This is a genomic window from Curtobacterium sp. MCJR17_043 (genome assembly GCF_003224315.2).
Classification (GTDB): Bacteria; Actinomycetota; Actinomycetes; order Actinomycetales; family Microbacteriaceae; genus Curtobacterium.
In genome coordinates, this window is record NZ_CP126259.1 from 2,952,640 (window position 1) to 2,966,155 (window position 13,516).

Genomic DNA, 13,516 nt, shown 5'->3' on the forward strand with positions numbered 1-13,516 from the left:
TCGATGTGCGGCGATGCTACCCCGGCGCGATGACAGCCAGCGGAGGATGTGTCACCGGTTGCGCGGACGGTCCTTGGGCAGCGGCATGGAGTCCAGGGACCACATCGCGACGCCGTGCAGCGAGAGCTCGCGGGCCAGGTCCTGGCGCACCCGGTAGGAGCGGGCGTCGGACCAGTGCAGCTCCCGACCGTCCGCAAGCGTCGCCGACCACTCGCCGTTGGGCGCCGACCACCGTGCCCGGTCCCCCGCCAGCCGTGCCGCGTGCGCCACGGTCAACGAGCGGTCCACGGCCCCGGGGCCCCACACGTACCCGTACCCGGCGACGCCCAGGTCGATGTGACCGCGCGGGACGCCGGCGGACTGCGCCGCCCGGACGACCTGCCGCGTCCACGGGAGGGCACCGATCGTCCCCGGACCGCTCCACGGCCCGTGCTGGTCGTAGGTCATGAGCACGACCCGGTCGACACGGCGGGCGATCTCCCGCAGGTCGTAGCCGGTGTCGCGGTAGCCCGCCCGGTCCGTCGAGGCCATCACGGCGATGGACGTCCTCGCGCTCGGGCCCAGTCGCTCGCGGACCGCCGCCCGTACCGCGTCGATGAACGCGACGAGGCCCGGTCGGTCCTGCTCCCGCAGGGACTCGAGGTCGATCTGCACGCCGTCGAAGCCGTCGCGCTGCGCCGTCCGGGCGAGCGCGCGGGCCACGCGGTCGCGGTTCGTCGCGTCGGCGAGCAGGGCCGTGCCCGTCTCGGGCGAGAAATCGCCCAGGGTCTCCGAGAAGTTGCTCACGAGCAGCTCCGACCGGGCACCGGCCGCGTGTGCCGTGCGGGCGAGACGCGCCAGGCCGTCGGGTGCCGCGGCGAGGGCCTTCCCGTCGTCCCGGAGGGTGACGCCGTCCACGCCGATCGTGGTCGCCCGCTGTCCGGCGTCCGCGACACGGGACACCGCGTGCGGACCGGGGCCGATGTACGCCTCGGTCGTCACCGCACCCGCTGTGGCACCTCCGCCGAGCACGAGGCCCGCCGCGAGCACGCCGGCCGTCACCACCACTGATCGTCGCTGCACGCGCCGACTGTACCGTGCGGTCGGGACGTGCCGCCCGGCGGTGGCGCGCTCCGCCTACCCGAACCGGCCGTTGACGTAGTCGGCGGTGCGCGGGTCCTGCGGCGCACCGAACATCGCGTCGGTCGGACCGTGCTCGACGATCGCGCCCGGGGTGCCGGCCTCGGCCAGGAAGAAGGCGCACCGGTCGGAGACACGCTGGGCCTGCTGCATGTTGTGCGTGACGATGACGACGGTGACGTCCCGCGCCAGTTCGGTGATGGTCTGCTCGATGCGGCGCGTCGACGTCGGGTCGAGGGCGGAGCACGGTTCGTCCATCAGGAGGACCCGCGGCCGGACCGCCAGCGACCGGGCGATGCAGAGGCGCTGCTGCTGGCCGCCGGAGAGCCCGCCGCCCGCCTGCCGGAGGCGGTCCTTGACCTCGTTCCAGAGCCCGGCCTTGGTCAGGGTCTCCTCGACCAGGTCGGTCTTCGCGTTCTTGTCGAGTTTGACCCCGGTGAGGGCGAGGCCGGCGAGGACGTTGTCGGCGATGCTCATCGCGGGGAACGGGTTCGGCTTCTGGAACACCATGCCGATCTGGCGTCGTGCCTCGGTGATGCGGCGGGAGGCGTCGTAGATGTCGACGTCGTCGAGCAGCACCTCGCCCGCGAGCGACGCCGTGGGGACGAGTTCGTGCATGCGGTTGAGCGTCCGGAGGAACGTGCTCTTGCCGCACCCGGACGGCCCGATGAGCGCGGTGACCTGACCGGCCGGCATGGTCAGCGAGACCCGGTCGAGGACCTTGTGGTCGCCGAACCAGGCGGACACGTCACGGGCGTCGAGGGTGGCCGGGGTGAGCGTCGGGAGGAGCTCGGTCGGGGTGTCGGTGCCGATGACTGCGCCGGGGGCGGTGCCGGGGGCGAACCAGCTGTCGAACTCGTCGACCGTGGTGGCGGTGTCGGTCATGGTGGTGGCCTTTCCGGTCACATCAGGTTGGGGAGCAGGAGGGTGAGCTGCGAGGCCGCGAAGAGTCCGACGGCGAGCACGACGGGGACGGCCACCACGACGGTCTGCCGGTGGCCCCACAGGCGCATCCCGACCGTGAAGAGCGCGACCATCGCGGCGAGCACGATGAGCCCGAGCACCACGAACGGCCAGACCGTCCCGTCGCCGGCCATCGTGAGCTCGCGGGGTTCGAGGCTGGAGTAGCCGAAGGCCGGGGTGGGGGTCGGCGCCGGGTCGGACACCAGCTCGGCGTCGACGCGGACGACGGAGTGCGGAAGGAACGGCAGCCCGGCACCGGAGACGAGTGTCAGCCGACCGTCACCGACCGCCATCGGGGCCGGGACGGGGTCGCCGGTCCGGCGCACGTCGGTCACGCGGTACCGGGCGGTGCCCTGGCCGGTGGTGGCGGTGAGGGTGTCGCCGCGGTGCAGCTCGGCGATGCGGCCGAACGGGCCGCCGTAGGCCGTCTGGCGTCCGTACACGACACTCGCCCCCGCCTGTCCGGGGAGCGGGGTGTCCCGCCGGTGACCCGGGCCGGACCGCGTGACGTCCGACGTGGTGCCCTGGAGGACGACCGAGCGCAGGCCGATCGCGGGGACCCGGAGGAGGGCGACCGGGGTGCCGTCCGCGACGAGACGGCCGTCGGGCCCGGTCTGCCCCACGGGGGGCGGTCGCGTTCGCGAGCTCGAACCGGTAGGCGTCGAGGGCGAGCTGCTGGTCGCGGACGTACGAGACCTGCGAGACGGCGATGAACTGCAACGCGAACCCGACCAGCAGCAACCCGACCACGACGAGCGCGGACCCGCCGAACCGCCACCGCTCGGGCCGGCCGAGTACCGGGAGTGCCCGGGCGGCGGGGCCGACGGGCTCCGTCGACCACCCGCTGGTCGGGCGGCGGACGGCAGGTCGACGGACCGTGCGTCGGGAGGTCGGCCGGCGCAGGACGGGCAGCCGTCGGGCCGGCCGGTCCCGTCGGGAGGGGGTGCTGGTCATGGTCTCGTCCATCGCAGTGGTGGGAGGGGCCCGGTCGGCCGCGGTGCGGCCGACCGGGCAGGGGGTGTTACTTGGTGACCTTGAGGGTCGCGGCCTTGCTGGCGCTGTTCCAGGTCGTGCTGCCGCCGTAGGACACGGTCAGCTTGTGGGTGCCGGCCTTCAGCTTCGGCAGGGTGACGGTCACGCGGCCGTCCTTGCTCGACACGGTGCCGGAGGCGAGCTTCTTGCTGCCCTCCTTGACGGTGACGGTCCCGGTCGGCACCGAGCCGGCGCCGGAGACCCGGACGGCGACCTTCGCCTTGGCCGAGGCCTTGACCGACTTGATCGCGCTGACCGTGACGGTCGCGGTGCCCTTGGCCGCCGCGGCGGACACGGTCGGGCTCGTCACGGTCGTGCCCGACGCCTTCCCGACGTAGACCGCGCTGAGCTTGTACGAGGCCGCCTTCGGGACGAACGAGACGGTCGCGGTGCCGGCAGCGGCCACCTGGGCGGTGCCGAGGGTCTCCTTGCCGTTCTTCAGCGTGACCGTGCCGCCGGCTGCGTCCGCGCCGGTGACCGTCACGGCCACCTTCGCGGTCTTGCCGACCGTGAGCTTCGGGGCGGTCAGTGCCACGGCGGTCGCAGGGGCCACGTCGACGGTGGACGGCGCGGAGCTGCTGGACGCGACACCGGCGAGCGCCGGGACGAACAGCGCCGTGACCGAGGCCGATCCGGCGGGCAGGGTGACCGAGGCGGTGCCGGTCGTGGCGCCGCGCGCGATCGTGCCGATGCCCACGACCGTGGTGCCCTTGAACACCTTGACCGTGCCACCGCCCGCGCCGAACGAGTCGACGGAGACCGATGCGGTGACGGCCTTGCCCGCCGTGGCCGTCGCCGGGACGGTGAGCTTCGTGGTGCTCGGGGACGCGGTGACCGAGCGCAGCTGGTCGTAGCCGCAGGTGGTCGCCGGCGTGGTGGCGGGCTCCGGGAGGAAGCCGTAGGCCGCGATCGTGGCGGTCTGCTTGCAGACGAGCGAGTCCTTGCCCACGAAGGTCTTCGCGATCGCGCTCGACGGGTCGTCGGCCAGGCGGGACGGCACGATGTTGTAGACGTCGCGGACGAAGCCGGCGTACGCGGGGTTGGTCGCGTACGACGAGCCGCTGCCGGTGGTGGCCGGGGCCTGCTTGCCGTCGACGACGCTCAGCGGCGCGAGCACCACGCCGTGGCGACGGTCCTTGACCGAGCCGACGCCGTTCGCCTGCGCGACCCACTGGCTGACCGAGAACGGGGCGAGGGCGAGCGTTCCCCCCGGTGGTGCTGTCGACGATCGCCTGGCCGTTGTGCTCCTCGATCGGCTCACCGGCCACCGTGTCGGACACGAACGGGCTGGTCGAGGTGAAGCCGGAGGCGTCGGTGAGGCCGAGCTTGCCGAGGAAGTAGCTGCGGGTGCCCGAGCCGAACTTCGGCAGGAGCGGCTTGATCTTCACGGCCGTGGTGCCGTCGGGGCCGGTGGCGGACGAGCCGACGGAGTCGTACGAGCCGTCGGCCCTGAAGTAGGCGTGGGTGACGTCGCCGCGGTACACGTTCCACAGGGTCGGGGCGGTCTTCGCCTGGGTGCCGTCGCCGACGAAGAAGGGGACCTTCGCGAGCTGGCTGCCGGGGGGCGTACGCCACGTCGACGGCGTCGCGGGCGAACGGGACGTACGCGACGACGCCGTCGGACGCGGTGCTCGACGGGCCGCTCGAGGACCGGGCGAAGTCGAGCTGACCGACCACCGAGGAGTCGACCGTCGTGCTCGTGCCGTCGGCCAGCGCGACGCCGGACTTGCTGGCGATCGCACCGATGGCGACGAGGAGCGCGTCACGACCGGCACCGGATCCGGACACGCGCGGGATCGCCTTGCCGCCGGCACGGGTGACCACCGAGGGACCGGCGTTCGCCGCGTCGTAGGAGGCGATCTGTCCGCCGCCGACGGCCGTCGCCACGCCGTTCATGACGTCCTGCGTGGTGTCCGAGCCGAGTCCGACGAGGGTGCCGAACGCGTTGCCGGCCGGGTCCGCCTGGGCGGCCGGCACGGCGAGGGCACCGACGATCAGGGCGGTCGCCCCGAACGTGACGCCGATCTTGCAGAAGGTGTTCGCCTTCATGGCTGGTGGTTCCTTTCGTGGGTTCCGACGCGGCCCAGGTGGCAGCAGTCGATGGGGTGGAACGGGGTCACACGTGGGCGGCGGCCAGCATCGCCAGCCTCCGTCCGCGGCGGATCAGGAACGGACCGATGCCGAGGGCCGGCACGCCGGCCCCGAGTGCGGCGGCGAGTCCCATGCGGGTCGCGGCCAGGGGCTGGTCCGTGGTGCGGTGGTCGGGTCCGTCCGCGGCGGCGGCCTGGTCGACGTCGTTCGACGACGGCTCCTGGACGGCCGGGACCTCGGGAGCGGACACCGGACCGGTGGACGTCGAGCCGGTGTCGGTCGTCCCGACGGGCAGCGACTGGTCCTCCGGTGCGGAGGCCGGTGGGGCCTCCGCCTCCGGCGTCTCGCCGGTCCCCGGAGCGGCCGGGGCGGCCTCGGGGCAGGCGGCGGCGACGGCACGGGTGTCGACGAGGTCGGCTGCGACGGTCTCCGCCTGGGTCGTCATGGCGGCGGGCAGCGGCACGTACCCGGCGGGCAGTTCGCCCTGCCGTTCGCCCTGGACCTGCCCCTTGCCCGCCGCGTAGCCGATGAACCCCGCGTAGGCGCGGCGTTCCTCGGGCGTCGCGGCGCAGACGTTGACGGCGGCGTAGCTGAGCATCGACAGCGGGTAGGCGCCGGGGGTGCGGTCTGCCGGGTCCGCGACGACGACCCCGGGAACGGTCGACGCGCGCATCGTGGCGACGCCTGCGGCGACCGACTCGGGTGTCGGTGCGACCGCCTCGCCGGCTCCGTTCACGAGCTTCGCGGTCGGCAGGCCGTAGCGCGCGGCCGAAGCGGCGTCCGTGATCGTCAGGACGAACCGGCTGCCGGGTACCTGCGCACCGAGCGAGGTGTAGCCCTTCGGCTGCCCGAACGGGTTCCAGGAGCTCTTCTCGTTCGGGTCGGCCTTGAGGGTGCGGTACGCCCCCCTCGTGCATGTCGTTCATGTAGGGACGCATGTCGAGCGTGCCGTAGCCGGTCTCGTCGGGGTCACCGCCCTTCGCGATGGTCAGGTCGGCCTTCGGGAAGCTGTCCACACTCGTGTCGGTGGCGAGCGCCAGCGACCGGTACGCCGGGTTGATCCGCATCCCCCCACTCGTCGGGACGGCCGTCGAGGAACGCGGCCGCCACCGGGTCGGAGCGCAGCCACGACCACACCCGGCCGTTCGCGTCGGCGTTGCCGAGCGCGACCATGAGCCCGGCCGGGGCGGTGTCGCTCTTCGACCCGACGAACGTCGGGTTGAGCGCGAGGAACTCCGGGTCGGTGACGAGGCTGGCCGCGTTCCCCTGCAGGGTCGTGTTCCCGCTGCCCCGACCGGGGACGTCGGCCTGGTACGACTGCGTCAGCAGCTTCGCGACGAGGCGGGCGTCGAGCGTCAGGTCGAGGGCCTGGAGGCCGTCACGCACCTTCGCGGGTGCGTCCGGGTACAGGCGGTAGTCGATGGTGAACGCGACCACGACGGCGGACTGCGCGACGGGCGCGTACCGGATGGTGTGCTCCGCCGCGACGGCCTTCGCGAGCGGACTGGTCACGAGGGCGAGACGGGAAGAGCCGTCCACCTCCGAGACGATCTGGTTGGCGGCCTCACCGTCGCCGATCTGGGAGAACCCGTAGGTGGTCCCGAGGCCGCAGAGCGCCGGTTGCCAGGCGGTGACGGCCTCGGTGGCGGTCTCCGACCCGACCAGGCGCTCCTCGGCGTTGCCGATCGGGCAGGACTGCGCGACGGACTGGAACCCGAGCGGGAACACCACGCGGTTGCGCCACGCGGAGGCCGACAACGGGGACCCGGTCACGCGACCGGCGGCCGTCGAGTCGGCGGTGCTGCCGTCGAGGTTGTGCGAGCCGCGCGGGACGACCACGAGCCAGCAGGACCGGGGCGTGCTCGTGCCGGCGACCTCCTGGCCGCACCCGAGCTGCGGCGCCTCGAGCCCGGACTGCGTCTCGAAGACGACCTGCCCCGTGCCGTCACCCGCCGTGCGACCGGCGGTGACCTCGTTCGAGGTGTTCGCGTCGAACTGCTTGGACAGCTCAGTGGAGGTCTTCGCCAGGGTGCCGTCGACCGCGCGGAACGGCATCCGGTACGCCTTGAGGAACGGGTTCTCGGCGGGCGGTTCGAGCATGAGGTCCGGGTCGGCCTGCTCGCCGACGAGGGTGGTGTCCTGCACGGGGTCGTCGCCGCGGACGAGGTCCCGCTTGGCGGCGCCGACGCCGGTCCGGCTGCTGACAGCGGCCGACGGCGCACCCCACACGCACTGCTGCGGGGGAGGGACCGGCCGGGTCGTCGCCCCAGCACTGCATGATCTGCACGTAGTCGGTCGCGTACTCGCTCGGCGAGGTCGTCTTCGCTCCGCTCCAGCTGACCGTGATGCCCTGGTCGGTGAGCTCCTCCGTCTGGCTCACCCGGAAGGTCATCCCCGAGAAGGTCTCGGCGTCCGGGTCGGGCGTGCCGGTGCCCGGAGCCTGACCGCCGCCGAGCGACGCCTGGGCCTCCTCCCACGTAAGGGTCATCGCGGAGCTGTCCGTCGGGGCGGTGGCCGAGGCGGGCGCGGTCACGACGAGCAGGGACCCGGCGACCGTCGTCGTGATGATGCCGAAGGCGAGCGCGGCGGAGCCGAGCCGGACGAGGTGCTGGTTCTTCACTTGCGGACCCTCCGTCGGGAGACGAGCACGCCGATGAACGGCGGCAGCAGCACGAGGGCGAGCAGGGCCGCGACGGCGACGAGCATGAGCGTCTGGCGCGAGCTCCACCCGTGCAGCGCGTCGACGGACACCGGGAGCGCCGCGACGTTCTGGCAGACACCGCTGTCGGCGTCGCACTGCACCGGGGAGCCGTTGCCGACCGCGTTCGCTGCGACACCGGTGCCGCCGGGACCGCCGCTGCCACCGCCGGACAGGGCCTCACCGCCGGAGCCGGAGGCTCCGGAGGACGAGCCTCCGGACGTCGCCGTGGCGCCCTCGCCGGAGCCGCCGGAACCGGACGCGCCCGTCGCTCCCCCCGCCCTTCGAGCCGGCCTGGGTCTGCCTCGGCGTCTCGGTGGCCTTCGCGCCGCCGGTGCCCACGGTGCACTGCTCCGCACCGAGCTTGTCGCAGGCCGGAGGCTGCGGGGCCTTGGCCGCCAGCGTGTTCGTGCCGTCCGCCGAGAACGTCGGGTTGTTGCACTTCCGGATGTCGACGTCCTTCGCGACCGCCCCCCGGGATCCGGCGCACCTGCTCGAGACCGGCCTGCACCAGGTTGATCGGCAGCGGCGAGTAGCCGAGGACCTCGGCCTGCTGCTGCCCCTCGCACAGGAAGTAGTAGTCGAACGCGGCGAGGGTCTTGCCCTTCGCCGGGGTCAGGCTGGCGTCGGTGGTCGTCGGGATGACCATGTAGGAGTACGACGACAGCGGGTACGTGCGCGCGTCCGCGTTGTCGTAGACGCCGTCGAGCACCTGCGTGAGGTACGCCGAAGAGTTCTTGTCCTCGTTGATCTTCGCCCCGAGGAGCCCGACGGCGACGTTCGAGGCGGTGGGCTCGACGTAGTAGCCCGCCTTGTTGAGCACCTTCGCGACCGGGTACCCGGTCTTCAGTGCGTAGGAGTACTCGACGTACGTGATCGTGCCGACGTTCGCCTTCTGCGCCACGTAGCCGGAGACACCCTGCGAGTTCGGCTGGGCGATGAAGCCCTTGCCCGGGACCGTCGGGTAGTTCGACGTCACGCCGCACGGCAGCGGACGTCCGGCCTGCTTGCAGTACGCGTTCCACTCGGACGGGTACTTCTTGCTCAGCCAGGTGGTGAACTGCGCGGTCGAGCCGGAGCCGTCGGAACGGACGACGGGCACGACCGGACGCTTCGGGAGCTCGAGGCCGGGGTTGTCCGCCTTGATCGCCGGGTCGTCCCAGCTCGTGATCTTCCCCGTGAACACCCCGGCGAGCACCGGACCGGACAGCCGCAGGTTCGTGATCTGCTTGCCACCCGAGCTGAGGTTGTACATGAACGACGTCCCGCCCGCGACGACCGGCATGTAGCCGTACCCCACGGTCGGCGGGTCGTCCGTGACCCCACCGTCCTTGATGCCGTACGGGATCTCGGACACCGCGAAGTCCACCGTGCCGGCCTTGAACTGGTTGCGGCCGTCGGACGACCCCGTGCTCGCGTACCGGACCTTCATGCCGTACTGCTGGACGTTCACCGCCCACTGCTGGATGGCGACGGAGCTCCACGAGGAACCGGCGCCCGAGATGGGCACGTAGTTCTCGGCCGCGCTCGCGGCGGTGGTGGGCAGGGTCGTGAGGGCCAGCACGGCGGCGGCCAGGAGCGCACCGATCGTGCGTCTTCTGCGGGTGGTCACGAGGGGTCCTTCGGGGAGGAGTCGGTCAGGCGGGAGTTGAGGCTGTCCACGTGGCGGTCGACGTACCGGCGGGCGGAACGGACGGCGGGTGCGACGGCGGCCAGACCGCGGCGGACCAGTCGACCGGCGGCACGGATGCGGTCGTTGCGGCGTTCCCGGGTCGCGACGGTCTGCGCACCGATCACGCGGGCGATGACGAACAGCACGAGCACGAGGGACATGAGCACCGCGGCGGCGCCGAAGCCGCGGGCGATCATGTTCGGCTCCGGCGACTTGACGAACTCGAAGATCGCCAGGGGCAGCGAGATCATCGGGCCGTTCGTCGGGTCGATGTTGAGGTCCGGCGCGTACCCGGCGGTGAGCAGCACCGGGCTCGTCTCGCCGATCCCGCGCGCCGTCGCCAGGATGATCGCGGTGACGAGACCGGACCGCGACGTCGGGAGCACGACGCGCCAGACGGTCTGCCACTGCCCCGCGCCCAGCCCGATCGACGCCTCCTTGAGGGTCGACGGGACCAGACGGAGCACGACGTCGGCGGACCGGATCATGATCGGCAGCATCATCACGCTGATCGCGAGCGACGCCGCGAAGCCGGACTTGTCGACGCCGAGCCCGACGATGACGCTCGCGTAGATGAACAGCCCGGCGACGATCGACGGGAGGGCCGTCATCGCCTCGACGATGGTCCGGACGAACCGGGCGAACGGCCCCGGCACCTCGGTGAGGAACAGCGCGGTCGTGATCCCGAGCGGGACGGTGATGAGGAGCGCGATCGAGATCTGGATGAGCGACCCGGCGATGGCGTGCAGTACGCCGCCGGAGGTCATCGGGTCGAGCGGCCCGGTGAGTGCCATGTCCTGCGTGTAGAAGTTCGCGTGCGGCAGGGCCCTGGTGGCCCGGACGACGCTGAACCCGACGACGAAGACGAGTGTGGCGACGACGACGAACGCCAGGGTGTGGACGGCCGCCGACACCACGCGGTCCCGCACCACGGCGGCGTTCTCGGTCGTCGCGACCAGCAGCGCGTAGAACACGAGGAACATCACGTACGCGACGGCGGCGAACGCGATCGGACCGGACACCGGTGCCAGGTCGGTGAAGACCACGACCGTGACGGCGAGGGAGGCCAGGCCCGCGCCGACGTGGCAGAGCAGGTCGCTGATCCGCACCCCGCCGACGCGGCGGTCCTCGGGACCGCGGTCCGGCTCGGAGGCCCGTTCGGCCAGCGGCAGGACGGTGCCGGCTCCGGCACCGGACGGGCCCGCAGCGGTCGGCGGGCTGGTCGGGACCGCTGTGCGGCGGGTCATGGCGGGCAGGGGCGTCGTGGCGCCCGACGGCGCCTGGGTGATCTCGGTCATGGCTAGCTGCTGGCTCCGGACCGTGAACGGGCGACGACCGCGGACGCGGCGAAGTTGATGCAGAGGGTCATCAGGAAGAGGGTCAGGCCGGCCGCCATCAGGGCGGACATCCCGAACGGGGTCGCGTCGCCGTAGCGGAGGGCGATGAGCGACGACACCGAGCTCGCGCCGGCCTGCAGGACGTGCGGCTGGATGACGAACACCGGCGAGATGATCATGTAGACCGCGATGGTCTCCCCCCAGCGCACGGCCCAGTCCGAGCATCGTGCCGCCGATGATCCCGCCACGGCCGAAGGGCAGCACGACCGAGCGGATCATGCCCCACTTCGTCGACCCGAGGGCGAGCGCCCCCCTCCCGCTCGCCGAGCGGTGCCTGCGAGAAGACCTCGCGCATGATCGAGGTGACGATCGGGGTGATCATCAGCCCGACGACGATGCCGGCGATGAAGGTCGACGCCGTGTAGACGGTCGAGGACGCGAGCGGGTCGTCCAGGTCGATCCCCTCGACGCGGAACAGCGGGATCCACCCGAACCACTGCGAGATCCACCGCGACACCGGGGTGATCTGCCCCTGCAGGAAGAAGAACCCCCCACAGGCCGTAGACGACGCTCGGGATCGCGGCCATCAGGTCGACCAGCCCGATGAAGAACTTCCGCACACGGGTCGGTGCGTACTCGGTGATGTAGAGCGCGGTGCCGAGGGACAGCGGGACGGCGAGGGCGATCGCGACACAGGCGATGAGGATCGTGCCGACCAGGACGGCCGCGATGCCGAAGCGGTGGGCATCCGGGTCCCAGGCCTGCGTGGTGAGGAAGCTGAAACCGGCGACGCGGAGGGCCTCGGAGGCGCGGAACGCCAGGAACAGGCCGACCAGCGACATGATCGTGAGGACCGCGACCCCGCCAGCACGGGCGATGAACCGGAACCTGACGTCCGACGGGTCCCGCACGACCGTGAGGAGGCGGGGCGAATCTGTGGACAACGTGATCCTTCGGGATTCCGGGGCAGCTGCTCGGGCGACCGACGGAGTGCTGCTCTCCGGTTCGGCGGCATCACAGTGGCAGTCGGATGGCGAACCGCAGCCCTCCCGGGATCAACTGATCCGTGACCCGGAAATGAACAACAGGGGACTCCTAGCGGATTCTGGGGAATCTCCGATGCACCAGTCCCCGGATCGGGGGGTCAGGATCTGTCCCCCGGGGTACGCGGACCGCCGGCATCCTGCAGGTCCGCGGCAAAGCCCTGGTCAGGAGGCAGTTTCGTTCCGGGTGCTAACTTGTTCCGCGTCGTAGCCCGCGCACCGAGGAGCTCGGCCGACGACGAAGCCCCGGTCCGCTGCTGCGGAACCGGGGCTTCGAGGAGTGCGGAGACGGAGGGATTTGAACCCTCGGTCCCCTAGAGGGGACTCCACCTTAGCAGGGTGGTGCACTCGGCCTGACTATGCGACGTCTCCAGGTGCCTGACGGCACTCCCACCACCATACAGGAGGACGAGGGCCGGGACGAAACGGTCCGGCAGCGCTACACCCGACCCCGGCGCGGTCGGTCCCCCCGAAGTGGGGACGGCGGGGGGCTTGCCAGCGTGTACCCCGCTGCATAGTCTCGTCGGGACGTGGCGATCACATTCCGGGGCATCCGTGCCCTGTCGCTACGACACAGCACCCAGACGTCGCTCCCCGTGGCCTGGGCCCGGCGTCCCCGATCGCCCGGCGCCCGCCCGGGGAGCGACGTCGTCTCTGCCAGCACGCAGCAGCGACCGCGTGCCCGGCAGCGCTAGGCGGACTCCGCGCTCCGGAACCGTTCGGGCAGGGCGATGAGGAGCTCGGCGAGCTCGATCAAACGGGCCGCGCACCGGATGACGTCGTCGGCCAGGGCAGCGGCACGGGCCGCCTTGACCAGGTGCATGCGACTGGTCCAGTCCGCGGCGACGTCGATGCCGTTCGCGCGGGCGATGTCGTCCGTGTGGAAGACGTCGAGCACCGGCTGCTGCGACCGGAGCCAGTCCGCGCTCACCGGTGCTCCCGAGCGGCGGAGCACCCACACGGCGAGTTCGACGAACGCCCCCGCCTCGGACTGGCAGTCGCGCAGGACCACGGCGTCGAACGGCTCGTCGGTGGGCGCACAGCTGGTCGGCGGGTCGACGAGCATCGACCGGGCGATGCGCGTGCGCTCCACCATCTGCCCGACGGTCCACGGCGCGATGACGACGCCGACGTACCGCTGGACGACCACGAGCCGCATGGCCTCCAGCGGGACGAGGGCTTCACGGACGGGCGTCCGCGAGACCTGCATGTCGTCCGCCAGCGCATCGAGCCGGAGGCGCTGGCCGCGCCGGTAGTCACCGCGCAGGATGCTCCGGAGCATCCGCGCGAAGACGGCGTCGCGCAGCAGGTTGCGCGGGACGGCGATGGGGTCGCCGGGATGGGCGACATCACGATCGGGGCGCAGGAGGCCGGTCATCACGTCACCGTCACGCATGGCGGCCCTGACGGGACACCACCCCGACGGCACGGTGGACAACGGCCCTGTTCAGTTGCATGTGGAGGGCGACGGCCCGTTCGGCCGTCGCCCGTCGTCCATTCGTCGTTCTCGCGTTCCGCATGGTGCCTCCGTGACCACGGCCCTCCAGGACGGGCCGTGGCC

At 72.1% G+C, this 13,516-nt stretch carries 14 protein-coding genes, 1 tRNA gene and 1 pseudogene; all 16 read right to left on the bottom strand.

Annotation, left to right across the window (positions count from 1 at the left end; translation table 11 throughout):
- Nucleotides 1-51: 51 nt before the first annotated feature.
- The 16 genes and pseudogenes from DEJ15_RS15350 to DEJ15_RS15425 all read right to left on the bottom strand — a co-directional run bounded on the left by DEJ15_RS15350 (nucleotide 52) and on the right by DEJ15_RS15425 (nucleotide 13,351).
- Entirely contained in the window at nucleotides 52-1,062 is a 1,011-nt protein-coding gene (locus tag DEJ15_RS15350) for a glycosyl hydrolase family 18 protein (protein WP_110826009.1), read from the bottom strand.
- A 54-nt stretch (nucleotides 1,063-1,116) separates the two neighbouring features.
- The gene (locus DEJ15_RS15355) at nucleotides 1,117-2,004 is read right to left on the bottom strand and encodes a phosphate ABC transporter ATP-binding protein (RefSeq protein ID WP_110826008.1); all 888 of its coding nucleotides are present in this window, start codon (nucleotides 2,002-2,004) and stop codon (nucleotides 1,117-1,119) included.
- Nucleotides 2,005-2,021: 17 nt separating this feature from the next.
- Complete coding sequence (locus DEJ15_RS15360; protein WP_284175226.1) at nucleotides 2,022-2,705, bottom strand: sortase; 684 nt, start codon at nucleotides 2,703-2,705, stop codon at nucleotides 2,022-2,024.
- Between the two features lie 398 nt (nucleotides 2,706-3,103).
- Entirely contained in the window at nucleotides 3,104-4,375 is a 1,272-nt protein-coding gene (locus DEJ15_RS15365; protein WP_284175227.1) for an Ig-like domain-containing protein, read from the bottom strand.
- Nucleotides 4,372-5,163, bottom strand: coding sequence for a hypothetical protein (locus DEJ15_RS15370; RefSeq protein ID WP_284175228.1), 792 nt, complete (start codon nucleotides 5,161-5,163; stop codon nucleotides 4,372-4,374). Before DEJ15_RS15370 ends, DEJ15_RS15365 begins: the two co-directional genes overlap by 4 nt.
- Before the next feature lie 67 nt (nucleotides 5,164-5,230).
- Nucleotides 5,231-5,878, bottom strand: a complete 648-nt coding sequence (locus DEJ15_RS15375; RefSeq protein ID WP_284175229.1) for a hypothetical protein — start codon at nucleotides 5,876-5,878, stop codon at nucleotides 5,231-5,233.
- 296 nt (nucleotides 5,879-6,174) lie between these two features.
- The gene (locus DEJ15_RS15380; RefSeq protein WP_284175230.1) at nucleotides 6,175-7,044 is read right to left on the bottom strand and encodes a hypothetical protein; all 870 of its coding nucleotides are present in this window, start codon (nucleotides 7,042-7,044) and stop codon (nucleotides 6,175-6,177) included.
- Between the two features lie 169 nt (nucleotides 7,045-7,213).
- On the bottom strand, nucleotides 7,214-7,825 hold the full coding sequence (locus tag DEJ15_RS15385; RefSeq protein WP_284176326.1) for a hypothetical protein: 612 nt from the start codon (nucleotides 7,823-7,825) through the stop codon (nucleotides 7,214-7,216).
- Nucleotides 7,822-8,007 (bottom strand): hypothetical protein, encoded by a 186-nt coding sequence (locus DEJ15_RS15390; RefSeq protein WP_284176327.1) that lies wholly within the window; start codon nucleotides 8,005-8,007, stop codon nucleotides 7,822-7,824. Before DEJ15_RS15390 ends, DEJ15_RS15385 begins: the two co-directional genes overlap by 4 nt.
- Before the next feature lie 76 nt (nucleotides 8,008-8,083).
- Nucleotides 8,084-8,245, bottom strand: a complete 162-nt coding sequence (locus DEJ15_RS15395) for a hypothetical protein (RefSeq protein WP_284176328.1) — start codon at nucleotides 8,243-8,245, stop codon at nucleotides 8,084-8,086.
- 202 nt (nucleotides 8,246-8,447) lie between these two features.
- A pseudogene (locus DEJ15_RS15400) lies at nucleotides 8,448-9,515 on the bottom strand (phosphate ABC transporter substrate-binding protein PstS); the annotation flags it as partial.
- Nucleotides 9,512-10,873, bottom strand: coding sequence for a phosphate ABC transporter permease PstA (gene pstA / locus DEJ15_RS15405; RefSeq protein ID WP_258366010.1), 1,362 nt, complete (start codon nucleotides 10,871-10,873; stop codon nucleotides 9,512-9,514). The gene pstA and the pseudogene DEJ15_RS15400, both read right to left, overlap by 4 nt.
- A gap of 2 nt (nucleotides 10,874-10,875) precedes the next feature.
- Nucleotides 10,876-11,121 carry an ABC transporter permease gene (locus tag DEJ15_RS15410; RefSeq protein ID WP_284175231.1) on the bottom strand — a complete coding sequence of 82 codons (246 nt, stop codon included), beginning with the start codon at nucleotides 11,119-11,121 and terminating at the stop codon, nucleotides 10,876-10,878.
- A gap of 66 nt (nucleotides 11,122-11,187) precedes the next feature.
- Entirely contained in the window at nucleotides 11,188-11,856 is a 669-nt protein-coding gene (locus DEJ15_RS15415) for a PstC family ABC transporter permease (protein WP_284175232.1), read from the bottom strand.
- Between the two features lie 382 nt (nucleotides 11,857-12,238).
- Nucleotides 12,239-12,327: transfer RNA gene (locus DEJ15_RS15420), tRNA-Ser, on the bottom strand.
- 319 nt (nucleotides 12,328-12,646) lie between these two features.
- Nucleotides 12,647-13,351, bottom strand: coding sequence for a GntR family transcriptional regulator (locus DEJ15_RS15425; RefSeq protein ID WP_110826003.1), 705 nt, complete (start codon nucleotides 13,349-13,351; stop codon nucleotides 12,647-12,649).
- Nucleotides 13,352-13,516: the final 165 nt, after the last annotated feature.